Origin of the sequence: Sedimenticola selenatireducens (assembly GCF_007625115.1) — a bacterium.
Lineage (GTDB): Bacteria > Pseudomonadota > Gammaproteobacteria > Chromatiales > Chromatiaceae > Sedimenticola > Sedimenticola selenatireducens_A.
Map to the genome: position 1 here is coordinate 18,958 of NZ_VMNH01000030.1, position 23,965 is coordinate 42,922.

The window sequence follows — 23,965 nt, forward strand, 5'->3', positions numbered from 1 at the left end:
GAGCTAAATCACCGCGCCAGTAGCACCGAACAGCGTGGTCAATACGTTGGTCGCTGCAACAATCAGCGCAATGACCAGCACAATGATGATCAGCTTTCTGGCGAAGTCATTCACTTCACCACCCCAGATCAGCATTGCGCCGGTAATGACAATGGCGATGAGTGAGATTGCCAGGGCCACTGGTCCGGTGATTGAGTTGGTGATAGTTTGGAGTGGGTTTTCCCACGGTAGGCCAGTGGCGGTGCCGGCGGTAGCGTCCGTAACCATGAGGGCGAAAATTAATCCGACCCAGAATATTTCCTTATATCGCGTGAACATGAGAAACCTCTTGGACTGTTTCAAATTGGTATTCCCCCTCACGCAGCTTCTGGAGCCAGCACACCTCTTTGACTTGAGGTGGTGATCCCTCCTTGCGCTTGGGCATATAAATGACTAGATCAACAGCATTGGCGATAGCTTGTCTTTTATCTGTGCCGGGTAGTCCCTCCTCTACGTATTCTTGAAATTTATGCACTCCCTCCCGTGCCGAATTGGCGTGTAAGGTGAGTACCCCGCCTTCATGTCCGGTATTCCAGGCCTGAAGCACAACGGATGCCTCGGCACCTCGCACTTCACCGACAATAATTCTGTCCGGCATTTGCCGCATGCCGTTGCGCAATAGCGCTCGCATACTGACGGTTTCAGTAGCGAGTTTGAATGACCGATCGGGGGAGCTGCATTGCAGCTCTGGGGTGTCTTCGAAGATCAATATGCGATCTTCTGGTGTGGCGCGGGCAATCTCTTTCAGGATGGCGTTGGTGAGTGTGGTTTTACCGGAACCTGTACCTCCCACCACAAGGATGTTATAGCGGCTGAGTACCGCGCTTCTAATCGCGGCACACTGTCGTTCATTCATGATGCTCTGATCGACATAGCTTTCTAAGCTAAAGACGACACGGGCGGGTTTACGAATGCAGAACGTTGGGGCGGTACTGATGGGTGATATATCACCGATGAAACGCTCGCCGCCGGGTAGTTTGGCTTCAACGACCGGGGAGTCTTCGGTGATGGTACTGTGAACCAATGACGCGACTGTGCGGATCAGGCTGATTGCCTGATCCGGCTCCATGTCTCCGGCATATTCCTTGGCTTGCCCTGCCCGGTTTATCCAGATCTTGCCATCATCATTGAGATAGATGTCACTGACCTTGGGATCTTCCAAAGCGGTGGCAATGAGTATGCCTAGTTCCGTGTTGAGCTTCCGCCGAAGGCGGTTTAAACGATCCATCGTCATCCCTGCTTTAACTTGCAGGGCAAATATATTACACAGAAATTAAACTGTAAAGTCCTTTTTTTCCCTATAAATAATTAATTATTACAATTAATTAAACAAGAAAGTCTGCAATTAATAATAATAAAAAGGCTAATATATAATACTTAATATTATTTATTATACTTACGAAATAAGCGATTATACAGGTCACTAGGATTTTTACTATTCAGGATCCCCGATTATTTTTGTTGTGTGACGAATAACACATAAACCTCAACACCCAACACTTTGGCGATAGCCTCTATTTTGTCGATGGAGATATTCACCTTGGAATGCTCCACCATGCCGACAAAAGATCGAGAGAGTCCGGATGCCTCCGCCAGCTGGTTCACCTGCATCCCTTTTATTTTTCTGAGTCGCCGGATGTTTTGTGCCAATACGTCTCTTGTTTCGGACATTGTCATGCTCCCACGGCCGGGTTCTTGCCCCGTTTTTATGATTATCTGATACGCTTATTGTCCATGAAACCGCTCTCCGGTTTCCAGTACTGTTTTCTCTTCGAAATATCACGGTATCTCATTGGCGTACTTGATATTTATGATGGTGCTTCAGTGCCTCCTTCCGTGTGAATTGTATGCAAACCCTAACCGGCCTCGACGACGCGCAAGGGGTTCACTTCGTTCAGTCTGCGTTCCCGTGTCCTCGCTGCGCTGCGGGCCGCTCCATCCACTGGCCTGACCCCTGGCCCCTCGCCTTTCCTGCCGGTTGACCTGGTTGCACATTCACACTGCAAAAGGAGCTACACCATGAGCACAAACAAATCCAAAAGACCCTCACTGATCGCCTACACCGTGACCGGAGAGGGAGAAAACACCTTCTTCCACAAGATCGGTGCTGCCTGGTCCAACAGCAAGGGCGGCTATCAGATCAAACTGGCTGCGCTTCCGGTGAATGGTGAAATCGTTCTCCTGCCGCCTAAAGAGGAATAACAGCACAACGGCCGGGCTTCGGCCCGGCCAGAAAAAGGAGATAGAGATGGGAATTCTGCTGACCATTACGATTATTGTTGCCATGGCCTACTTGGTGGGATTCATGGTCGGTCTTATATTGGGTGCTATTTGGTTGCTGCTTGGAGAAGGGTTGAATAGCATTTTCAGCAATCTCCTATTCAATCAAAAATGATGGTTGATAGCCTTTGTTTCCTTGTCCATCAAAATCAAATTCATAAACAATTACAGGCCCTATCCCCTGGTGCTGTTGGCCAAGGTAAAAAAGGAAACTATTTGGGCATGCAGCGAATACATGCACAGTTGCTCCGAAATTATCGATCTTTACTTCACGAATAAATTGAGCCAGCTGCTGCGCGAGCTTGGAAGAATGCTGTCCTCCGGAAATACATTGCTGCCCGGGGCCCGAATGCGGCATCGCTGTTACCATGTGCCCCACACTAGGCAAAGATGCATCAATATAGCGCTGCATGTGCGCTTCAACAGACTGAGTAATGCTGATGCCGACCGCAATATCAGGTGAGCCGCCCAGGGTATTGTTCGTAATCTTTAATGCATCTCCCGCGGTCCTGTCGTCCGCGCACCAGGCCCTGAGACCGCCAACTATGCCCTTTTGCATTAGCTCTAAATGAATGCCTGATTTCACATGATAAACCGTGCCTGCTAGGTAAGCGATCGACGCGTGTGCGTTCATCACAAGACGAAGGTCAGATGATCGATGCGCCATATCTGTAAGGAAAGATTCAACAAGAGGTTTGATGTCGGCCTGCCATTCCCTACCCTCTTCAAGGTAGCGTTGCCGAAACAAGTGATTGAGATGCAGTGTGTTATCCGGTTCCGCCGAAACCAGATCAGTTGCGAGCCCTAAAAAACTGTGAATCGCAATTAATAACGATCCCACCGGCTCAATTGGTGTCCCAACCCATAGCCCTTCTTCCTTGGCCACCTCTACCAAATTCCCCCTATTAAAAGTATCAATCTTGCGCCCATTTAGTTTTTGAGCTAGATCGTCGTAACGAAAATCTGACCTTGCATCATTGTCAGGCTTTAGGCCAACAGCAACCGCGTTAGTATTAACTTCTTGCCGAAGCTCCTCGAGCGATCGGTAACCGTCAAATATTCGCAGCTTGGACAAGATCGGTTTGAGTTGCTGGTCACTCTCTAATTTCAGGTGCTTGCGCCAGCAGGCGCGAACACTTCCCATTAAGCTATTGTCCGTCCTGGTGCTAAATAACTTCTCCAACAGGATGGAATGATCATTCTTAGAGATCAGGCCTGACAATGGATCGGAGTCGGCGATCCGGTCGGTGGTCAGAAAAACGAATGCAGATCCATCTGGCTTTCTGGTCACGGCATCCCTCAGCCTTTGGAGCAAGGACACACTTTTGGCAGAGATAAATTGAGGATCAGTGAGGTGTTCGAAACCAAAACGACCACCAGCACTGACGTGCCACTTTATCTGATAGCATTCCTCGGTAATACGCTCCGTCCCGCCACGGGGAATTGGCGTGTCATATAGCACGACAACATCATCAAACCCTTTGGGGCTGGCAGATTCAAATATCACCTCGTGAACATGGGTTTCTGGCCTAAGAAGTTTAAACGCGTGCAACCAAAAAATACGCGCTTGGTAGTTAAAGCCATTGTGAATTGCCGTCGTCGTGTTTGCCAAAGAGGTCTACCTCATTCAATAGCCCGGCCTCTTCGACCTAGGCTCTCGTCGTCTCTTAGAATGCCCGCTCCCACGGTACCATTGGGTAGATACACTGTAACGCTACCCTCCAGGGACCTAGAGGCATCTAAGCGTGCGATCATTAAGATGAGGAAGTTTGCGCCCGTCTCCCCATGGCAAGTGAGATCAATCATTGTGGCATGGTCTCGCTTGCTTGGGGCCGGTGCAAACAGTGGGTGTGAGTGCCATTCCCCAAGATAGTTAAATTGTTGATATCGGTGCTCCGTTCGTGAAAAGAAATTGCAGAGAGAATATAGTGCCCACTTTGCATTTCGTACGAAACTCGCCACCAAACCTCCTCGTCGCTGAAAAGTCATTTCAGCTATCCGGAACTCACCTGGTGCCAATTGCTCCCCCATCACGATTCCACCAATCTCGTGGCTACCGGCTCTCTCAAGCTCGTCAATTAGGCGCACTCGCCATTCAGCTGGCAGTGTCAGTTTTACCACGGCTCACAAGGTCTTCAAATAGTTGCTTAACAAAGTCGAGTCCGGCTGCGTGTGTTGAGCTGTCCATGGGGGAATCGGATGTCCATGACCCAATATCGTGAGAATCGATGGGGAACACCTGCAACGGTTGGTCAAAGATCCATTGTCTTTGGAGGCCAACAAGATAAGCCGGATTTGGAAACCTGCTCGGTTCCCGCTCGAGCAGAGTATCGGCTACGAGCTGGCAAGCCAGGTGTGCAATAGTTGATACTTCGGCATCCGTGGCAATAATTGGTGATTGATTGCTCCGCTCAATCGCATAATTGGCTCCCGTTTCCGGAGATATGGCGTTTTTCTCCTTAGCAATGCGCCCCGCCGCATCGTTGATCGCTTGGCGAAGAGTGAATGGTTCGGGGTCTCTATCGGGCCTCGCACGTGCAATTAGACCACCTATACCACCCGCGTAAATCTCCAACCAAACCAGCGGGCGGCGCGATTGCCTTGCAATATGTGCACACAGATTAAACGCATCAGCGTTTGCAGTCGCATCAATAATCACCGAGGCGTTCCCCATGGCCGCTGTTGCCGATGCGGCTGTAGTTGCTGATTCTTGCCCGGCCAACCGCACGCGGTGACGGTAAACTTCTATCTTGGAGTTGACTAAGGCTAACCGATCCGCAACAGCATCTACTTTATGCTGGCCAACATGGCGCCAGTCACTGTCATTCCGGACTAAATTATCTGGCTGCAGGAGATCGTCATCGATCAAGACAAACCTATTCACGCCTGAACGTGCCAAAGACGTTGCGATCTTACTGCCTACTGATCCAAGCCCAACAATAGCAACGGTCGTGTCAGATAATTCAGCGCTGTCTGGGCCTAAACGCACGCTGGCGGGTGATGTTTCAGCAATAACCGTTGAACACAACCAAAGCTTCTGGCGACTACCCCAGCGCATTGTGAGCTGCCATGAGCTATCTGCCGAGCGCATCAGCACAAAATCAACTCGGGTTTCACACAGTGGGTCGGATTCGCCATCCAGAATCGGTAATGTCTCCCCATCAAGATAGGATGCTAGCGCCTCTGCATTCGAAAGAGCATCAGTTAGCGCCGCCTCCTGATTGCCTCCCTTTACTAGTCCTATGACGCTAAATCCGTGACGAGAGAGTTCTTCAGGAACTTCGCTAAAAACTAACGGACCATTGCCCTGAATCTCAAGCTTGAAGAGAAACACGATGGAGGCTTCGTTATGGTATATCTGTCTAAAGTGTGCAATCGCCCAATCGCCGTCTTTGACGCCACCAAGCTCTGCCAATGCTGCGGGCGTTATGATAAACCTGACGTACTTTCCGCGCTGTTCTTGCCCTTGAGTTACGGAATGGCGAGATGGAATGACAGTCGCGCCTTCAGTTCGACGCGCCTCTTCATCAGCCAAAAGTCGATGGGCACTCACAAGCATATCTGCAGCAGTATTCTGATCGCGGTGCCAATTGTCTGGTCCAAGCTCAAGGCAAAGGTCACCACCCACACCATATTGATGACTGGACCAGCAAGCCGGCTGGCGAGGTCGCACTGACGGGGGTGCACTGGGATAATGGGAGGGGAACCGGACTCTAACCTCGTATCGCTCCCCTGAGTGTAAGCATATAGAGCAATCGAGAGTTACGTCTGCACCATCGATCTGCCAGTAAACTGAGTCAAGCCATGAGGTTTCTGTCGCTAGCTCCTCGACCGTCGCACGCTCTCTTTCCAGTCGAGCCAGATCGGTTAAGAACCACACAATTACGCAAACCCCTCCGGTGTGTTTCGCGGACGCACGGGATGATCAGGGAAAGTCAGGCCAGCTCCAACAGTGGTCGACTCCATAAGTCCGGATTCCTTTCCGACCGATGGCTTGGGAAAACGTTTACCAAAGAGCTTCATCCACCCTTCCGTTGCTTGCTCCTGGTCTACCAGTGACAGCGCCTTGCGTCCGATAGCGGCATGTTCTACCACCTTGTTATAGAAGCCGTTGAAAGAATCGAAACTTACGCCTGCAAGGACGTTGTTGCCCGGCAAACTCGGATCTTCCAGCCAGGGTACTGAGTAGTAGCGAATGTCGTTGGCATAGCGCACCACAATTTTCTCCAGCATTTGAACAAATAGCTCACCATAATGTTTTTCATCTGGGTTTATGCACTCCGCAGCAATCACTTCAAGCACAAACCCTTTCGGCCTCTTGCCAACTGTCCCATTTTCTCGGCGCCACCACTTAAATAGTTTGACGAGGGGTTTAAAGCGCATGCTGCAGCGATTGTTTATGTCACTTGTCCAATGTGTGTGTCCAGGCGGATTGGTTCTGAGCCATTGCTGCTGTTGCCGATCAGCGATGTAATACTCGCCTGTCCCGGTTGGGTCAATTAGTGGTACCACATCCATATCTACCAATTGGGTAGATACTGAAACTGAGCGAGCCTGGCGGTTGGTCGGCGTGTAATGCCGTGTCAATGCCTTGTGAATTGCGTCGACCACATCACCAGGGTGATCATTGAACCGATAGTCGGTAACTACGATAATATCGACGTCCGGACGCTTAATTCTGCCGCCCTTAATTTGTGGCCGAATGGCGGTTTCCCTTTTATATGAGCCTGACAAGAAGGTGGTGCGATGGCGTGAACCGAAGTCGACATCCGCCTGGAGTATTTCACGTAAGCGGTTTTGTGCACTCGAAGCGTTACTTTTTGTGGTTGGGCTGGGCTCTATGTCGGCCAGGAATTCGGAAAATCGAGAGTTTGGAGTCACCTTTGCGCCTCTTGCATTCCGTTAAGAGTCATTAGTACGTCGGGCAGTGAATACTGCACATTCGTTCGGATTGATGCCTCGTATACATCGGCAAATTTCTCAGTATGTGGGTCCGGCAGGTAAGGATAGAAGTCCCACTCTGTGGGACGGGCCATCCACAAATTTAGCTGACGAAAGAAGTCTAACCCGCGACCTGCTGATTACAAAGCCTGAAGATGGATGCCAATTCGAGAGTCTATACTCTATTCACTACAACAACGCCATCTGAGCCTTCTCTTCAAATCTGAACTCAAGGCGGTCTACCGCCCTACCCTTCTTGATCGGTTTCCACTCAATATGCAGCGATGTTTTCTGGTTCAACTCATTCACCGCGGGCTGGATCACCCGTGCCTTCAGGTTGGTGAAACGGTCATATTTGCCCTGCAGCTGCAGGCGATTTCTCAGGTCTTGCTCCGTGATAATGAAAAGCCCGGTCCCGGTAAACTGGGCCAGCATTTCATAAAGCCTGATCGAATAGGTGGAGGAGAGTTCCGCTACCTCGGCCAGGCGGTAGCTGGTGAAACGCTTGTGTAGCATTGTGATATAGGGTGCTATCTCTGGCGAAAATCCCAGCTTGACCTTGCCCTCCCCTTTTCGATATTCCGCTGAGTAGACCCAGCGCATCCTTTTCTTTACTTCGCCTTCGATCTTGCGGATATCCCGTTCATACAGCTTGTTCACGGCGTCTTCCATTTCCCTATAGGCGCTCTTCATGTCGGTATTGAACAGGTCGCTAAATTCGTCCACCGAGAGCGTGAATAGGTTGTCCTTGGGTAATGGCTTTCGCCCATCCAATTGAGCGGCACAGGCAAGGATAATTCGCTGTTCATTGAGCGTGAGGCTGTATGATGCCTCGATCAGCGCGTTCGCCTTCGTAACTAAACGACTCGAGATAGAAGATCTGGCAACCTTTCCTACCTCCTTGTGATTAGTCATGTTTGTTCCTAGGCGATATGTAATTTGGGCTAGTCTATGGCAATATGCTACAAATGTAAACGCATGTAGCATTAGCCGGATATCTGTAGCAGCAAAGTGAATTCCAGGCCTCATATAGAGGGGGTTGAGGGGATGCCGTCAATTTGTAGCATTTCAGTTCAAGCGCATTAACCGCAAATCTGTAGCATTTGAATTATTTGGGGTATGGGTATCTGTATAGGTTGCTTCAACGAACACCGTAAATATGTAGCATTTGGAACCCCATCACTGGCCGCTAATTTGTAGCATTAGAGATTATTTAAAATAATTCGCCTTTAAATTCCTGATATATGTGAATATTGTTCTTTAATAGCCTGAAACCAGCGCCATTACTGGCTTTTTTCCTCCTGTGGATAACGCCGTAAATTTGTAGCATCAAGCCGCTTAACTGTAGTATTAAACCGTATTTTTGTAGCATCCCACCGTAAAATTGTAGCACGTGGCCAGCCTAACCTGTTGTATTTACTGAGTAAAAACACCTCTTAAAAACAAGTATAAAAACATTAAAAAACAAGAAAGAGTCCTGCGGCTGTGGATAACTCAAATCATACTCAAAAGAAGGACGCCCTTTTCACATAACAACGCCTACCCTTCGCCATCCATGGCTTCGCCCCTTCGGCCTTTGCACACCATCCATGGTGTGCTTCCGTTCTCTAAATAAATTTAGATACGAAATTCCAATCTCCATTCTTTTCCCAACATCTTCTAAGGACTGTTCGTCTCCGACTCACAGAAATAATCCAAATAGGTTCACTACGTTCACCCGTACCTTCCACCACTTATCCAATTCACAGCCACCACAAAATAAATACTTTAATGAGTGTTCGCCTCTGGCTCACACAACCAATAAAACCGGTTCGCTAATCGCTCACCAAAAAGCGTCTACAAGTAAGGGCCGGCGGGCACTCTCCTTTTTACGCCTTCTCATGCCTTGTGCGTTCTCCTACCCGCCGATCTATACAATCTTGACTCGTTTGCAGCCTCGAGAGCCCCCCTCTTTTTTGGGGCTCTATGCCCCTCTTATTGAGCTTCGCCATTCTTGAGAATTCATGCCCAATAATGCTATTTACGTTATTTTTTGTTTTTCGTTAGTTATTGTGTGAATATTCGCCAATATTAGTTAATTACGTAACTCATCACCTAACGGAGTACTTCATGACATCATTATCGACGTTGTCGGATTTAAGCGAACGGATGCATCGGCTAATCCGGGCCATTAATGATCGTAACATTAATGCCAAACCTGGGAAGATGGCACCAAAGATCTATACCATGAAGGAAGCGGAACCTCTCATCGGACGGAAATATCATACGATACGTGCGGCCGAGAAAGAAGGCCGGCTCCAGCCGCGGGAGACGCTGGCGGATGGCCGGAGAACAGGGTATACGCTGGCCGATATCAACCGTGCGCGGGAAGTGTTCGGAACCCGCCTTCGTCGCGGCGCTGGTGATGATCCGATCCGGATTGCCGTCTCCAACTTTAAGGGTGGGTCTGCAAAAACCACAACCACCGTCCATGCGGCTCAGTACCTGGCCGAGCATGGGTTAAGGGTACTGTTGGTTGACTGCGATCCGCAGGCCAGTTCAACCGCCGCTTTTGGTTATGTCCCTGATGATGATGTCAACGTTTCAAATACGCTTCTACCGCTCCTCGATGGTGAGCAATCTTCACTTGCCTATGCGATTCGGGAGACTTATTGGGATTCACTGGATCTGATTCCGTCCAACCTAATGCTTTACAACGCCGAGTATGGACTGGCGGTTGAGGCTAACAAGAATCCAACCGCCCTCCTCCGGTTATTACTTGGCCTGCAGTCCATAGAGCAAAACTATGATGTGATCCTACTTGACCCTCCACCGGCACTGGGAATGATTTCATTGAGTGTGATGCAGGCAGCCAATGCGTTGGTGGTCCCCACTCCGCCGGCGCTCTACGATATTTTCTCCACTCGTGCGTTTTTCTCAATGTTGGTCGAGGTAGTAGAGACGCTGCAGCGTCACTTTGGTGAGGTTGACTACAAGTTTGTGCGCTTGCTAGTGACGCGCCTGGATATGAATTCCGAAACACAGCAGCAATTGGTGGAGTTGCTTCCCGAAGTGATGGGCAATACCTTGATGCGCCATTCGGTGACGAAGACTGCCGCACTGGATCGTGCCGGCATGTATGGTCGTAGTCTGTATGAAGTGTTGCCTGATAGTGTTCCCCGGAAAACATGGAAGCGGGCGGTTAATCATTTCAATAAAGCGAACGAGGAGCTTTTGCTGCTTATCCGCCAGTCCTGGCCCTCCCATGCCGAGGTGTTGCGAGAAGAGGGACTTTTGTAAGGATATATGTGGAAATTCGCACCTGCGAATTATCACCATAACTATATGATGTATATATGAAAAACGTATTTCTATTGATTGCGTATTTTCGACAAAATTGGAGACGAATATGGCCGGCTCAAAATCTAAGATGAAGGGACTCATGGATGCGTTGCGGGACAATGTCCATGAGCAAAGTAGTAGCAACTCAAAGGATGCTGATGAGGAAAAACAACGCACAACACCTGGGGCGTTTCGCCATCGGTTGGAAACCTTGCCAACGCACGCAACGCCTCGAAAAAATGAACTGAAGGTTCAGCTCAAGATTGATCCCAAACGTTGTCGGATTTGGGCCGACCATGACCGACGTTACGATCTTCTCAATGAAGATAATTGTTCGGATCTGATAGAAGGCTTCCAGGCGCAGGGTCAGCAGATACCGGCGATTGTTCGTGAGATCGCTGACGATCCAGACCATGACTACGAGATCATCGTCGGGACGCGGCGCCACTGGACCGCATCCTATTTGGGTGTCCCTTATCTGGTTGAAGTCCAGAGTCTGACGGATCAACAGGCGTTTGTTCTGGTTGATGCGGAGAACAGGCAGCGAAAAGACATATCTGATTATGAGCGTGCCGTGTTCTATGCCAATGCTTTAAAGCAACTTTACTCGACCCAGAAAGAGATGGCTGAAGCGATGAAGACCTCGAAGGCGTGGCTCAATGAGTACATCGCGTTATCAGCTTTTCCAAAAGAGGTGGTCGATTGTTACAAGGACATCACTGACATCAAGGTCACCCATGCGCGTAAATTAACGCCGCTGTTGAAAGATTCAAAGCTGCGCCCAAAAGTTCTAGAGCGGGCGAAAGCAATCAAGGGACAGTCGCTTGATGGGGCAGGGATCCTGAAAGCCCTACTCGAGGCAGCAAAACCGAAAAGGGGAGGGGGGGTGAATTTTAGTAAAGATTACACACTGGATAAACAGAAAGCCTTTTCTGTTTCAAAATCGGGCAAGAGTGGATTGCATATCAAGATAGATCCTAAGTTTGAAGGTAACCTGGATGCGTTGTTAAGTCTGATTAATGACGCTGTGAGAGAGAATATTTAGGGATGGGCACCATAGGGGAGTGGGGTCGTTGGGATGAGCCAATAGATCAAGACTGAACTATTGGCGAGGTGTTCTATAAGCGCTCCACAGATGCTTCGCAACTGAGGCTATTGAGTGTGAAAAGCTTGATGTTGTTTCTCTGTTACACAAATGTACAATCTGACCTGCTAGTTAAAGGTTGGAATAGCTGACAAAAAGAGGGTAGGGGGCACATGTGAAATTCGCACCTGCGAATTATCTACATAACATATTGATTATATTACATAATCAAACATTTGATTGATCTGCTTTTTCTGTATTATATGATGATAAATATCTATTCAGAAACAGCGTTACCGAGGTGCTCTGCACAGTCTTACCTTGTCAAAGGCGTAGTATCTTATCGACTTTGGGTGTCGTTACTTGTTGCCGGACCATATTGGTCGAGCAGCATTGCCGAGGTAGTGCGTGAACATAGCGTATCTTCGATGATTTATTGAGGTTTAATTGATGGCATTTACGCCGACCGTTGTCCAGAAGACCATTTTAGCTCCTGCTTGCCCTATTACGGCGGCGACCGAGGCATTGGCTACGAATGGTGGGCTAGAAGCACGTGGAGCTATTTTTACGCGCCTTGAGGTTGTGAATTTCATCCTGGATCTGGCAGGTTATACCGAGAGTCAGCCTCTGTATAATTTGCGGCTGTTAGAGCCATCATTTGGCGCGGGTGATTTCCTGCTTCCAATTATTATGCGGTTGCTAAAAGCTTGGCGGGCTGCAAAACCGAATGGGGATGCCTTAGAGGATCTGAGTGATGCGATTAGGGCTGTAGAGCTTCACCACGATACCTTTCATAGCACCCATGCCGATGTTGTAGCTCTCCTCAAGAGTGAGGGGGTAGCGTCCAATAAGGCGACTGTTATCGCTAATCGCTGGTTGTCGAGGGGAGACTTCCTGCTAGCTTCGCTTGAAGGGGAGTTTGATTTTGTAGTGGGTAATCCGCCCTACGTCCGTCAAGAGTTAATCCCAGGGCCCTTATTGGCTGAGTACCGCAACCGGTACCAGACGATGTATGACAGGGCAGACATCTATATTCCCTTCATCGAGCGTTCGCTTTCTGTCTTGTCTGATGGGGGACATATGGGTTTCATTTGCGCAGACCGATGGATGAAGAACCGATATGGTGGACCTCTTCGAAACCTTGTGGCAGAACGGTATCACCTGAAAGTGTATGTCGATATGGTGGATACCCCCGCTTTTCAATCGGATGTGATGTCATATCCTGCAATAACGATTATCAGTCGTGAAGATCCAGGTGCGACCCGTATTGCACACCGCCCTGATATTGAGCAGGCAACACTGACTGCACTCGCGGATTCGCTTCGTGCTCCGACGCTACCGCAAGAGGAGAGTGGCGTACGCGAATTAGCCAGTGTGATGAAAGGTTCTGAGCCCTGGCTGTTGGAATCTTCTGACCAGATGGCTGTTATCCGCCGTTTAGAACAATATTTTCCTTCCCTGGAAGAGGTCGGCTGCAAAGTGGGAATTGGCGTTGCTACTGGTGCGGACAGGGTGTTTATTGGCGAATATAATTCGTTGGATGTCGAGCCAGACCGTAAGTTACCGCTGGTAATGACGAAAGACATCCTATCGGGGGAAGTTGAGTGGCGTGGCCAAGGGGTTATTAATCCATTTGCTGAAACCGGCGGGCTCGTTGATCTTAAGGATTATCCGCGTCTTAAGCGTTTCCTTGAAGCTCATCGAGATATTATCGCTACCCGCCACTGTGCCAAGAAATCACCAGCACGTTGGTATCGAACTATTGATCGCATCACACCGGCGTTGGCCTTAAAACCAAAGCTATTGATACCTGACATTAAAGGGGAAGCTCACATCGTTTTTGAGGGTGGGGAGTTGTATCCGCACCACAACCTTTATTTCGTCACGTCTGAAGACTGGGAGCTGCGGGCTTTACAAGCGGTGCTGCTATCCGCTGTTACTCGCCTTTTCGTGGCGACGTACTCCACCAAAATGCGAGGAGGCTTTCTACGATTCCAGGCGCAGTATTTACGCAGAATACGCATTCCGCCGTGGGCAGATGTATCCGAGCAACTACGCCGAGAGTTGATTGATGCCGCTGTCAGGCGTGACATACAGGCCTGCAACTGTGCCACATTCAAGCTCTATGGCCTTAATCAAGAAGAACGATCTGCCCTAGGTGGCAATGGAGAATAAATGGCTCTTGATCTAGTCAATTACGAGAAAAAAGCCCGGGAGGCGGTGAAAGTTTTTTGGGGTAACAGAAACGCGGCAAAGCTGAAACAGGTTGAGTCAGGGAAGCCCGATCAAGGTGAACGAGCGGGGGTCACCTCTGGAAAGAACATGGACGGTTTTTTAGCCTTGATTATCGATATTATCAAGGCAAACGGGTTAGCTGATGCTGAGGTTCACCAGAAGCGCGCGGTGCTTACGCTGCCGGGTTATTTTCGACCAACAAAGCTCTGGGATCTTCTCGTGATCAGCAAGGGAGAGCTGATTGCGGCGATTGAGCTGAAAAGTCAAGTTGGCCCTTCCTTCGGAAACAACTTCAATAACCGTACAGAGGAGGCTATCGGTACGGCACATGATCTCTGGACTGCTTATCGAGAGGAGGCGTTTGGTAAACAACCACGTCCATTTGTTGGGTGGCTAATGATGGTTGAGGATGCGCCAGGCTCTCGTAAGCCGGTGCGTGATGCGTCGCCACACTTTCCAGTGTTCGAAGAGTTCAAGGGAGCCTCGTACCTCAAACGGTATGACCTGCTTTGCCAGCGTTTGGTGCAGGAACAGCTTTACACAACAGCTGCTGTCATTACTGCGGAACGGAGTGCCGCAGAATCAGGTAAGTTCTCCGAGCTGTCTTCTATGACTGGCCTCAGGACGTTTGTTGCTACACTAGCGGGCCATGTCGCTGCTGAAGCTGCGCGGTTGGGGTAGGGCGCCTGAAAAGGGTAGGGGAGTTTGCTACAAGCCGGCTATGATCGTACAACCAGGAGGGCTGTCCTCATTGGTGCTGACCCACCGCGCAGTAAAGCAGAAGTTAGTGTTGTAATTTAGGTATTCAACCTTTAGCGTCAGCTAAATATTGGAGGATTACCCTAGGCCGGTAACATTTAAATGTATAAGAAGTGATGCTGAAATGGATGTACTTATACCTTTTGCCAAACATGTAGCGACTAATCGGGTAGTCTCTGTGGACGAAGTCCCGCGCGGAAACGCCTGTGGTTGTGTGTGCATATTTTGTGATGTACCGATGCAGGCGAGAAAAGGTGGGATCAACCGAGAACACTTTTCACATCAACCTAGACTCGTGGATGATGAGCATTATTGTCCAGCCAGTTTTCAGCGATCCATCTTTTGGATGGCACGAAGAATCCTCTCTGAGTCGAGAGAAATCAGTCTACCGAGCTATGACCTCACCTTCGATGAACCCCACTATGGTCTGCGCCAATCATCGACTCTTGTCGATGAACAGCGACTGAAATACGATTCGATAATATTTCCATACTTTCTTAGCAACTTGGCATATGATGTTGCACTACTAAATGTCGGCGAATACACCTTAGCTGTAACCTTGGTATTTGGCGGAATAGATACTCCAGGGGCATTTGTGTATCAGGAGCAGGCATTAGCTCATGTGGTTATTGAAATGCGTCCTATCGAACTGCTATTTGATAATCACAAGACCGGCTTTCGCCTACTTATGGAATCGCTTTTGTTGAGCTCTCTGGAAGGCAAGCGTTGGACTTACTATCCTACCCAAGAAGCACTGGCAGAGTCATTCAAAGCGAAGTTTGAGGCTGCAGTGCAAGCGTTTGCAAAGCAGGAGAATGAGCGAACACGCCGATTAAATTCAGGGACGCTGCGACAATCCTCATCAGAGGTCCGATCAGTAAATCAACAGCCGTTAGCAGCTGGAAACGTGAGCATTGGGCGTGATCGATTAATGCAGCGAGTTTCAGAATTGGTTCATATAGTGCAAAAATTAAATGCTCAAAATGTCACGTCTGGATATCTCTGTGAGGCCTGTAAAATCATGCGTAAGCCGCATAGTGATATTTGTAGCTATTGTGGGCATAAGGCATACACCGTTGTGCCCATAACATCGGCCTATCTCTCAAGTCTTGAAAAGAAGTACTGGTGCTGGAATTATGCCGAAAAATCCTTGGCCGTTGTTCCAAAAATCGGAAGCACTACAAAGGCAAACGAGGACAGGGGTATCTCGTGACGTATCTCTTGCTTTGGTAAGAGGGGATACCAACCACTCTGCTCCGATCCATGGCAATCAGTCATTATTTATTCTTACCAAAAACTTTGCCACGATCGGTTGGCGATCATGTGTAGTGCAAAAAAGTGTAGTAATTGGTAGCGGCGTTTAGTACATCAATCACCGCTGTAGAACCGACGAGGTCGTTGGTCTTCGTTGGGTCGCATAACAACAGGTGGTCGTACCAGTAATCTATATGACTTGCCCTTTTAGTGTGGATCCGCTACTCAATTATAGTGATCACTCTGTTGGGCTACGGCGAGTTTACGATAGGCCAATAGCCATCGGTTTTCGAGGTGTTACGATTGAGTATGACTTCTGTATTACCAGGGGTATAAAGAGCGGGAGTTGTAAAGGTGGCATTTCTGGGTCAGTTGCTACAAATACAGCTGTCTCATTAGGGGAATCAACCCCGACGGAATAATCAGTGTCCTGCAGAAAATTTATCCAAATATTGAGCAGAATATTCAGTTGCTGGATCGTCGTTGAGTCGCTATCGGATCGGCTGGATCAAGGCTTCACCCTGACTGCGCGGGTTACCCACGGTGCGATCCACGGCGTGAAACTGCACATCGAGATGCACCCTTGACTCGCCGAGTCGTTCGGCACCACCGGTACCCTCGGTCAGCCAACTCCGGGCATCCCCAGGTGAAAGCATCACCGGCATCCGGCTGTGGAGCTGTGAAAGCGCTCCGGCCGATTCCCGGGTCAGAATGGTGCAGGAGTATTGCCCCTCGCGGAGTTCCCACAGGCCGGCAAATACCAACAATCCTGGATCTTCTGGCGCGTGGATAAAGTAAGGCTGCTTCACCCCTTGCTCAGTACGCCACTCGTAATAACCCCGCGCCGGAATGAGACAAGTCTGGGAATGGCGCCAGGCATTGCGAAAGGCCGGTTTATCGCTCACCGATTCCAAACGGGCGTTAAAGGTGGCGTACTTGGGGGAGGCCTCTTTCGACCAGGTCGGCACCAAGCCCCAGCGCATTGGAAAGGTCCCCTGTGCCTGAACGGCCGGAATGATCTGCGTCGGTGCAACATTGAACCCGGTCGCGATGCCGGCTGGCCAATCCTTTAGAATCTCCAGCCACTCGTGCACGGCCTCGATATGATTTGCGTAACGTCCACACATCCAGATATGGGCCTCGCAGTGTCGAACAGGGCGGATTGCTTGCTATCAAACTAGATGCAATTACCAGAGCCTGTGTCATTTAACATAGGCTTTATTATACGCTAGTGATTGTCAATCGTAATTGACACATCCCCAGATTAACCTAGCCTCCGGATTTTGGGTCGTTTCTGATCAGTCGTCGTCGGTACCTACTCGAAATTTGGCCATGATGGGCAGATGGTCGCTCACTGTTTGAAAGAATTTGCGTGGATTAGTGGCGACGTTTCGCACATCTATCACTTCTGCTGAACCAATGAGTTCCTTGGTCTCGGCTGCGTCGAACACCACCAGGTGGTCGTATAAGTTCCCTGTGCGTTCGCCCTGTCCATTTAGAGTTGAGCCGCTACCCAGGGTGGGCACTTCAATATTGATCGCGTCATCTAAGTCGAGCGGAACTAGATTGAAGTCGCCGGCTATCAGTAGGTCTTTCTCGGTGGGATTGGCAGATCTCATTTCGGAAAATACCTCATTGAGGTGTTTCACCTCCATCTGGATATCTTCGATATCGCCTTCGGCCCAGCGAGCATGGTAGGCCGCTAGCATGAAATCGAATCTTCCCGTGCTTCCAACGGTCCTAAAGCAGCCATATGCGGGCTCGCGAGAAAATCTGTCTTCTCCAACACCATTGGGACCACCGGAATTGTCTTGGTGATACCGAAGACCACTCCAACCTTGGCAGGGCTGGATGATCGAGGGTCTGTAGAGAATCGCGTAGTATTCTGCACTCCCTGAGCTGGTGTCCGGCCGCGGTTTATCAGTGACAATCCCTGTCCAGCCAGATCCTAGTGTTACGAGTAACTGGTTGTATCCAGGATGTCCCCCTTGCTTTTGCATGACCTCTACAACCGCAAGAATGTCAAAATGGCCTTCAATAATTCCGGCGACTAAGGGATAATTTTTCTGATTACCATGGCCCAGCTTTTTAATATTCCAGCTCCCCAGCCTTAACGTTTCCGAGGTGGTTAGGTCTGGAACCACACGGGACCAAGCCTTACTGACAAACCCCGTTGCTCCACTTTGAAGCCGTATCTCATACCAATACGGTACGCTGGCAATATAATCAGCAGACTGACCTGGTTCCAACGAGCTGATGCGGTCACCACCGGGAGCGTCTCGCACAATTAGGCGCGACTCCACTCGCTCACTTGGTACTATGCGGTCGGCATGTACGAGTGACGAAAAAACAACTAATATTATAATTATCAGTGGCTTGACGTATGGCATGGGACCTCCTTGTTCTCTGAGTTATAGGATGAATATTCCTCAATGTAGGTAATATAACACCGATAGCGCCATTTTATCTGGGATGAAACATGTATTATTGCGCTCCAATAATAGCTTATATATGGAGCGATAAATTGATATAATCGCTCCATGTCTTGGATATGGGAACATAAAGATTGGCCTGACTTTCGCTTTGATGAGGAGCGATTTCAATCTCGTGTGGAGGAAATTCAGCGCCAGGCAGATCGGCTGATTGGAAGTGTAGAAGCCTTATCCGGCGAAGCTCAGGCAGAGACCATTGTGGATCTGTTGGTATCTGAAGCTATCAAAACAAGCTCAATTGAAGGCGAGGAGCTTGATAGAGAGTCTGTCCGATCCTCCATCAAGGCGTATCTGGGATTTGCACCTAAAGGCACACAGTCGCGGGATCCCAAGGCGGCAGGTGTCGCCGCGCTGATGGTCGATGTTAGAAAGCATTGGAATGATCCCTTGACCGAGGAGTTGCTATGCAACTGGCAAAGTATGGTGGTTCAAGAGGGGATATTGCATTCACCTTTGCGTGGTGCGTACCGAAGCCATGAATCACCCATGCAGGTAGTCTCCGGTGCGATTGGTTATGAGCAGGTGCATTACGAGGCACCGCCCTCCAGTCAGGTGCCCGCAGAAATGGCGAGATTCATCGAGTGGTACAACGCTACGGCGCCCATAGATGGGGTAGAGCAGATACCCGGACCTATCCGGGCTGGTATCGCACACGCTCGTTTTGAACACATACACCCGTTCGAAGATGGCAACGGCAGGGTAGGGCGGGCCATTGTCGATCATGCGCTCTCACAGGCTGAGCGCTTCCCAGCATTGGCAAGTCTTTCAACCTCCATAGAGCAAGAGCGTAGGGCGTACTATGAGCATTTAGAGGCTTCCGGAAAAGGGGGGTTAGATGCCAACGACTGGCTGGATTTTTTTGTGGGTATCGTCAGTAGGGCACAAGAGCTGACCAAAAATGAAGTCGAGTTCATTGTAGGTAAAACCAGGTACTACGACAAATTCCATAGTCAGCTCAATGAGCGCCAGTTAAAGGCGGTTGGGCGTATATTTGCGGAAGGGACTAAAGGATTCGAGGGAGGATTGACCACCAAAAAATATATGTCGATAACGAAGTGTGGCAGAGGCACCGCGTTTCGTGATTTGAATGATCTATTGGAAAAAGGGGCAGTGACACAGACTGGAGTAGGGCGGGGCACCCGCTACGAACTTGCTAAGGTTGAATCAACATTGCCGACAGGATGGAACCGTGAAAATTCAAAACAACATGGAGATAGAGAAATGGGTTTAGCACCAAATACATTCAGTGACAAAGAGATTGAATCCCTTGAGGAAAAAATAACCGAAATATATGAGTATACCGATCCATCGGATGACACGACGGTAATGCAGGCGCTAGAGAGCGCGGATATCTCACAGATTGAAGCAGCTTTAGAGCGTTTGACAGATATGGATATTCGGTTCAATGACCTGTTGGCGGACATAGCCCCCTCTGAGTGGCGAGTCGTAAGTATGGATCACGAAGCGTTCAAAGAACGCCACGACCAGGCCACCGGGAGTGCCAGTCACCAGCTGAAAGATAATCTTTTTAAAGCCGTTGGCAAAGAGCTGGACAGTGATGTTTGGGAGGCTAATCAGGGAGTCAACTATGTCGGTGATGTGGTTCGTCTTGATCAGAACTATCTTTATTTGCAGTTGAGTGAGAACAGCGTATCTGCACACGCACTTAACCAAATGTCACCGGACCAAGTTGAAAAGCTACTGGATCAGATCGCTGTAGGTGATTATGTGCATGTCAATGAGGTAGGTGATGCGGAGAAAGTCGAGCGGCCCCTAGCACAAGAGCGGGATCGGGGAAATTCTCATTAGATGGTCATAGGGCCGCCCATGCTCAATAAATCCCGCCTATGCGGGATTTATTGAGGCCTTGGGCATAGAATAGTCTATGGGGTATAATTATTAAAACTTCTTTACTATCAATAACTTATTGCGCATAATCTATTTTATGTTAAATGCGCTTAGCGGTCCACTCTAATGTTTCTGTTGCGACCAAAGCGGCCATGGATCGAAGCTCCTTTGCTCTCCAGAACCGATAGAAATGTCTTGACAGAGTGACTCAGGGCATGAAGCGGACGCTCGTCTTGTGGCTGTGGCTGTTCAACAAGGTTGACGGCTGATAAACTCAAGAATATTAAGGAATTTGCTTCTATGAGCGGGATGCCTTACTCCAAAATTATCCCTAAACATAGAACCTACATAGAGCTTAATATAGAAATTTTGGCGATATTTTACGATATTTGTGCCCAGCGGCATAATAGCTGAGCCTCAGGGATAATCAGGTATTTTTATGCCAAAGAACCTGCTTTCCAGTCTTCGAGTGCGACTGTTGTTTCTGCTCATGCTGATCATCGTGCCGGTCTTTGGGCTGTTGCTGCATAACGCTCTCGAGGCGCGCAAGCAAGAGACCCTGCATATGCAGAGCGTCGCGCTGAGGCTGGCCCGTCTGATTCTGCTGGAGCAACGGGAGCTCATCGCTGGGGCGCGGCAGTTATTGCCTGGTTTGGCGCAGTTGCCGAGTGTGCGTGTACCGGATGCAGGGCCCGTCTGTAACCGCGAATTTGCCAACCTTCTCGTGCAATATCCTTATTATGCCAACTTCGGCGTCAGTGGCCGTGATGGCCTGATGCGTTGCAGCGGTTTACCCATGCCGACACCGGTTCGAATCGAGGATCGGGACTATTTTCGCCGCGCCATGGAGACCGGTGACTTTGCCATCGGTGGCTACCAGGTCGGACGTATCACCGGTAAGAGCGCTATCAATTTCGGTTACCCGCTACGCGATGATCATGGCCGTGTCGATGGGGTGGTCTTCGCCGCGCTCGATCTTGCCTGGTTGAGTCGCAAGTTGACCGATATTCCGCTCCCGCAAGGTACGACCATCACCATTCTGGATGGAAATGGTACGGTGCTGGCGCATCAGCCCGATCCGGAAAAATGGTTCGGCAAGACGATCCGGAATACGCCGTTCGTCCGGATGATCCTCGAACGCGGCATGGAAGGCACCGATGAATCGATCGATCCGGAGGGTATTCACCGGCTTTATGCCTTCACGCCCCTGCACCAGGCGGGTTCAGACAGCGCCTATGTCAGTGTCGGTATTCCACGTGACGTCGCCTATGCTGATCTTGACGCGCGTTTTAAACGTGATTTGCTTTTGCTGTTTCTGATTGTGGTGGTGGTGACCACCGTGGCATGGAAGGGCAGTAACACCTTTGTCCTGCATCCGCTCAGGATTCTCGCACGTACCAGCGAACGCCTCGGCAATGGCGATCTCAGCGCCAGAACCGCATTGCAGAGGACGCAGGATGAGTTCGGACAACTGGCACAATCCTTTGATCAGATGGCCGTTTCGCTGCAACGGCAGCGAGATGAAGCCGAAACTCATGACAAGGAACTGCAACGTACCAACCTTGCGTTGCGTACTCTGAGCGCCGGTAACCGCACGCTGGTGAGGGCTGCTGATGAGTCATCCTTACTGCAAAAGATGTGCAGTGTAGCGGTGGAACTCGGCGGCTATCGCATGGCCTGGGTCGGTTTCGCGGAACATGACGCGGAAAAGACGGTACGGCCGGTGGCGCAGGCCGGTACCGATAAGGCATTCCTCGACACACTCCACATCACCTGGGACGAAACAGAACAGGGCAATGGCCCCACCGGTACAGCGATCCGAACCGGCAGGCACTGCGTGGCGCATGGGCTCCAGAGTGATCCACGATACCAGGCATGGCATACGGCGGCCCGTGAGCAGGGAATCGAGTCGGCCTTGTCGCTGCCCTTGCAGGTGGATCAGGAAGTGATGGGCGCTATTACCATTTATGCGGAAGACGACGGCGCATTTGATGCCGCTGAGATCGAACTCCTGTCGGAAATGGCGGAAGACCTGGCCTATGGTATCGCCACCCTGCGCACCCGCATCAAGCACGATGCGGCGCAGGCGACGATCCAGCGTATGGCGTACTTCGATGCATTGACCGGCCTGCCCAATCACGCTTCTTTAGAAGAGCATCTGGATGACGCCATCACTGGCGTGCACTCGCGGAATCACAGTCTCGCCCTGTTGTTGTTTGATCTGGAGAGATTGCGTGACATCAATGATACTCTGGGTTTTGAGGCCGGCAATAAAGTGATGCAGGTGTCGGCGCAACGTATAGCGCAAGAAACGGAAAAGGGCGAATTCGTTGCCCGTATGCGCGGCGATGAATTTGCATTGCTGTTACCGGAATCGGATGCCGATCACGCCGAGCAGACAGTACTCCGTATCCTGGCGCTTTTGAATCAACCCTTCAGCGTAAATGATTTCTCGCTGGTTGTCAGGGCGAATGTAGGCATCGTCCTGTTTCCTGAGCACGGAACCGACGGGGAACAGATCATACGTCGCGCGAATTTGGCGATGCAGCTGGCCAAGCTGTCCGGAAACGGTTACGCCTTTTACTCGCCCGAGCAGGATGTTGACAAGAAACGTCATCTGGCACTGGCCTCCGACCTGAACCGGGCATTGCAAGATAATGCGCTGGAGTTGTATTACCAGCCAAAGATCTCCATGCGGTCCGGCCACGTCAATGGCTTCGAAGCCCTGGCGCGTTGGTCACACCCAACCCATGGCATGATTCCTCCTGATGAGTTCATTGCGCTGGCGGAGCGTACCGGCATGATCCGGGCTATCACGGACTGGGTATTGGCATCCGCGCTACGCCAGTTAACCACGCTCCGGCAGGCTGGCATCCATCTACCGATTGCGGTCAATCTCTCCGCCATCAACCTCCAGGATCCACGCCTGCTGGATAAGATCCAGGAGATGTGCGCGGCTTGTAATATGGAGAAAGGGATGCTTGAACTGGAGATCACCGAAAGCGCGGTCATGGCAGATCCTGTGGGTGCGCTGGAGATCCTGTCACGCTTAAGCGATCTTGGTATGCCGCTCTACATTGACGACTTCGGTACCGGTTACTCGTCGCTGAGTTATCTTAAGAAGCTACCGGTAGCTACCATCAAAATAGACAGGTCGTTTGTCGCCGACATGCTGGATGACGCCGATTCGGCGAGTATTGTGCGCTCCACCATCACCCTGGCACACGATATGGCGCTCACCGTGGTGGCAGAGGGCGTGGAGGACGAAGCCGTGTGGGCGCAGCTCAAGGCGCTCGGCTGTGATGCAGGCCAGGGCTACTATATGGGTCGTCCAATGCCCGCCAGCGAGGTCGAGAGATGGTTGCATGAATCGCCCTGGGGTTTGGCTGGGGCATCGCTGGACAAGTAGCAATTCGAAGTAATGGCGACTCGAAGAAAAGGAGATGGTTTAATATTTTTATGGTCAAGCCAAGTATTGGTTGGAGCGTCTGCTTCTGGATGGCAGGTGTCTTCGGAGGGTTTCGACATGAAGCTGCCACTGGATTCTTCCAGCGATAGGCATAAATCGACCCAAAGCTGAAGTGAGCAAGCCTAGGTAGATATCGCAGCAGAAAGCCGATGTTCACCAATATTCTAGCAAAGGGGCTGGGGCGGGATTTAATTTGATAAATTTACCTTTGTGCACAAGGCCATAGTTTAACTAGGTTGACCT

At 50.1% G+C, this 23,965-nt stretch carries 19 protein-coding genes; 9 read left to right on the plus strand and 10 right to left on the minus strand.

The window, feature by feature from the left end; genetic code table 11:
- Positions 1–3: 3 nt before the first annotated feature.
- The 3 genes from FHP88_RS17685 to FHP88_RS17695 form a co-directional block, all read right to left on the minus strand.
- On the minus strand, positions 4–318 hold the full coding sequence (locus FHP88_RS17685; protein ID WP_144360427.1) for a TrbC/VirB2 family protein: 315 nt from the start codon (positions 316–318) through the stop codon (positions 4–6).
- Positions 302–1,267 carry a P-type conjugative transfer ATPase TrbB gene (gene trbB / locus FHP88_RS17690; protein ID WP_186297781.1) on the minus strand — a complete coding sequence of 322 codons (966 nt, stop codon included), beginning with the start codon at positions 1,265–1,267 and terminating at the stop codon, positions 302–304. Before trbB ends, FHP88_RS17685 begins: the two co-directional genes overlap by 17 nt.
- Positions 1,268–1,491: 224 nt before the next feature.
- Positions 1,492–1,710: a helix-turn-helix domain-containing protein gene (locus tag FHP88_RS17695; protein WP_260843357.1), complete on the minus strand. Its 219-nt coding sequence runs from the start codon at positions 1,708–1,710 to the stop codon at positions 1,492–1,494.
- 348 nt (positions 1,711–2,058) lie between these two features.
- Here FHP88_RS17695 and FHP88_RS17700 point away from each other — a divergent pair, with 348 nt between their 5' ends.
- The gene (locus FHP88_RS17700) at positions 2,059–2,241 is read left to right on the plus strand and encodes a hypothetical protein (RefSeq protein WP_144360430.1); all 183 of its coding nucleotides are present in this window, start codon (positions 2,059–2,061) and stop codon (positions 2,239–2,241) included.
- Between the two features lie 46 nt (positions 2,242–2,287).
- Positions 2,288–2,434 (plus strand): hypothetical protein, encoded by a 147-nt coding sequence (locus FHP88_RS19255; RefSeq protein ID WP_186297782.1) that lies wholly within the window; start codon positions 2,288–2,290, stop codon positions 2,432–2,434.
- Here the strand turns inward: FHP88_RS19255 and FHP88_RS17705 are convergent.
- The 5 genes from FHP88_RS17705 to FHP88_RS17725 form a co-directional block, all read right to left on the minus strand.
- Complete coding sequence (locus tag FHP88_RS17705) at positions 2,417–3,931, minus strand: SAVED domain-containing protein (protein WP_144360431.1); 1,515 nt, start codon at positions 3,929–3,931, stop codon at positions 2,417–2,419. The two genes, FHP88_RS19255 and FHP88_RS17705, sit on opposite strands and share 18 nt — an antisense overlap.
- A gap of 11 nt (positions 3,932–3,942) precedes the next feature.
- Positions 3,943–4,440 carry a Mov34/MPN/PAD-1 family protein gene (locus FHP88_RS19575; protein WP_144360432.1) on the minus strand — a complete coding sequence of 166 codons (498 nt, stop codon included), beginning with the start codon at positions 4,438–4,440 and terminating at the stop codon, positions 3,943–3,945.
- Complete coding sequence (locus FHP88_RS17715; RefSeq protein ID WP_144360433.1) at positions 4,415–5,992, minus strand: ThiF family adenylyltransferase; 1,578 nt, start codon at positions 5,990–5,992, stop codon at positions 4,415–4,417. The genes FHP88_RS19575 and FHP88_RS17715 overlap by 26 nt, the downstream gene beginning before the upstream one ends.
- A 209-nt stretch (positions 5,993–6,201) precedes the next feature.
- Positions 6,202–7,200, minus strand: a complete 999-nt coding sequence (locus tag FHP88_RS17720; protein ID WP_144360434.1) for an SMODS domain-containing nucleotidyltransferase — start codon at positions 7,198–7,200, stop codon at positions 6,202–6,204.
- Between the two features lie 249 nt (positions 7,201–7,449).
- Positions 7,450–8,175: a replication initiation protein gene (locus FHP88_RS17725; protein WP_144360435.1), complete on the minus strand. Its 726-nt coding sequence runs from the start codon at positions 8,173–8,175 to the stop codon at positions 7,450–7,452.
- 1,194 nt (positions 8,176–9,369) lie between these two features.
- Here FHP88_RS17725 and FHP88_RS17730 point away from each other — a divergent pair.
- The 5 genes from FHP88_RS17730 to FHP88_RS17750 all read left to right on the plus strand — a co-directional run bounded on the left by FHP88_RS17730 (position 9,370) and on the right by FHP88_RS17750 (position 15,872).
- The gene (locus FHP88_RS17730) at positions 9,370–10,539 is read left to right on the plus strand and encodes an AAA family ATPase (protein WP_144360436.1); all 1,170 of its coding nucleotides are present in this window, start codon (positions 9,370–9,372) and stop codon (positions 10,537–10,539) included.
- Positions 10,540–10,648: 109 nt separating this feature from the next.
- A complete protein-coding gene (locus FHP88_RS17735; protein WP_144360437.1) occupies positions 10,649–11,626 on the plus strand; it encodes a ParB/RepB/Spo0J family partition protein in 978 nt (325 codons plus the stop codon).
- A gap of 489 nt (positions 11,627–12,115) precedes the next feature.
- A complete protein-coding gene (locus tag FHP88_RS17740; protein WP_144360438.1) occupies positions 12,116–13,840 on the plus strand; it encodes an Eco57I restriction-modification methylase domain-containing protein in 1,725 nt (574 codons plus the stop codon).
- A complete protein-coding gene (locus FHP88_RS17745; RefSeq protein ID WP_144360439.1) occupies positions 13,841–14,581 on the plus strand; it encodes a PaeR7I family type II restriction endonuclease in 741 nt (246 codons plus the stop codon). It begins immediately after the preceding gene.
- A 202-nt stretch (positions 14,582–14,783) separates the two neighbouring features.
- Positions 14,784–15,872: a hypothetical protein gene (locus FHP88_RS17750; protein WP_144360440.1), complete on the plus strand. Its 1,089-nt coding sequence runs from the start codon at positions 14,784–14,786 to the stop codon at positions 15,870–15,872.
- 532 nt (positions 15,873–16,404) lie between these two features.
- Here FHP88_RS17750 and FHP88_RS17755 read toward each other — a convergent pair.
- A complete protein-coding gene (locus FHP88_RS17755) occupies positions 16,405–17,040 on the minus strand; it encodes an SOS response-associated peptidase (protein WP_144360441.1) in 636 nt (211 codons plus the stop codon).
- 171 nt (positions 17,041–17,211) lie between these two features.
- Positions 17,212–18,303: a hypothetical protein gene (locus tag FHP88_RS17760; RefSeq protein ID WP_186297784.1), complete on the minus strand. Its 1,092-nt coding sequence runs from the start codon at positions 18,301–18,303 to the stop codon at positions 17,212–17,214.
- 150 nt (positions 18,304–18,453) lie between these two features.
- Here FHP88_RS17760 and FHP88_RS17765 point away from each other — a divergent pair, with 150 nt between their 5' ends.
- Entirely contained in the window at positions 18,454–20,214 is a 1,761-nt protein-coding gene (locus FHP88_RS17765; RefSeq protein ID WP_144360443.1) for a Fic family protein, read from the plus strand.
- A gap of 478 nt (positions 20,215–20,692) precedes the next feature.
- On the plus strand, positions 20,693–23,662 hold the full coding sequence (locus FHP88_RS17770; protein ID WP_144360444.1) for an EAL domain-containing protein: 2,970 nt from the start codon (positions 20,693–20,695) through the stop codon (positions 23,660–23,662).
- Positions 23,663–23,965 lie beyond the last annotated feature (303 nt).

Coding starts and splice junctions, on each gene's coding strand:
- FHP88_RS17725 (WP_144360435.1), bottom strand. CDS start 8,175: ATGACTAATCACAAGGAGGTAGGAAAGGTTGCCAGATCTTCTATCTCG.
- FHP88_RS17685 (WP_144360427.1), bottom strand. CDS start 318: ATGTTCACGCGATATAAGGAAATATTCTGGGTCGGATTAATTTTCGCC.
- FHP88_RS17735 (WP_144360437.1), top strand. CDS start 10,649: ATGGCCGGCTCAAAATCTAAGATGAAGGGACTCATGGATGCGTTGCGG.
- FHP88_RS17745 (WP_144360439.1), top strand. CDS start 13,841: ATGGCTCTTGATCTAGTCAATTACGAGAAAAAAGCCCGGGAGGCGGTG.
- FHP88_RS17740 (WP_144360438.1), top strand. CDS start 12,116: ATGGCATTTACGCCGACCGTTGTCCAGAAGACCATTTTAGCTCCTGCT.
- FHP88_RS17700 (WP_144360430.1), top strand. CDS start 2,059: ATGAGCACAAACAAATCCAAAAGACCCTCACTGATCGCCTACACCGTG.
- FHP88_RS17730 (WP_144360436.1), top strand. CDS start 9,370: ATGACATCATTATCGACGTTGTCGGATTTAAGCGAACGGATGCATCGG.
- trbB (WP_186297781.1), bottom strand. CDS start 1,267: ATGGATCGTTTAAACCGCCTTCGGCGGAAGCTCAACACGGAACTAGGC.
- FHP88_RS17755 (WP_144360441.1), bottom strand. CDS start 17,040: ATGTGTGGACGTTACGCAAATCATATCGAGGCCGTGCACGAGTGGCTG.
- FHP88_RS19255 (WP_186297782.1), top strand. CDS start 2,288: ATGGGAATTCTGCTGACCATTACGATTATTGTTGCCATGGCCTACTTG.
- FHP88_RS17765 (WP_144360443.1), top strand. CDS start 18,454: ATGTCTTGGATATGGGAACATAAAGATTGGCCTGACTTTCGCTTTGAT.
- FHP88_RS17770 (WP_144360444.1), top strand. CDS start 20,693: ATGCCAAAGAACCTGCTTTCCAGTCTTCGAGTGCGACTGTTGTTTCTG.
- FHP88_RS17760 (WP_186297784.1), bottom strand. CDS start 18,303: ATGCCATACGTCAAGCCACTGATAATTATAATATTAGTTGTTTTTTCG.
- FHP88_RS17750 (WP_144360440.1), top strand. CDS start 14,784: ATGGATGTACTTATACCTTTTGCCAAACATGTAGCGACTAATCGGGTA.
- FHP88_RS17695 (WP_260843357.1), bottom strand. CDS start 1,710: ATGTCCGAAACAAGAGACGTATTGGCACAAAACATCCGGCGACTCAGA.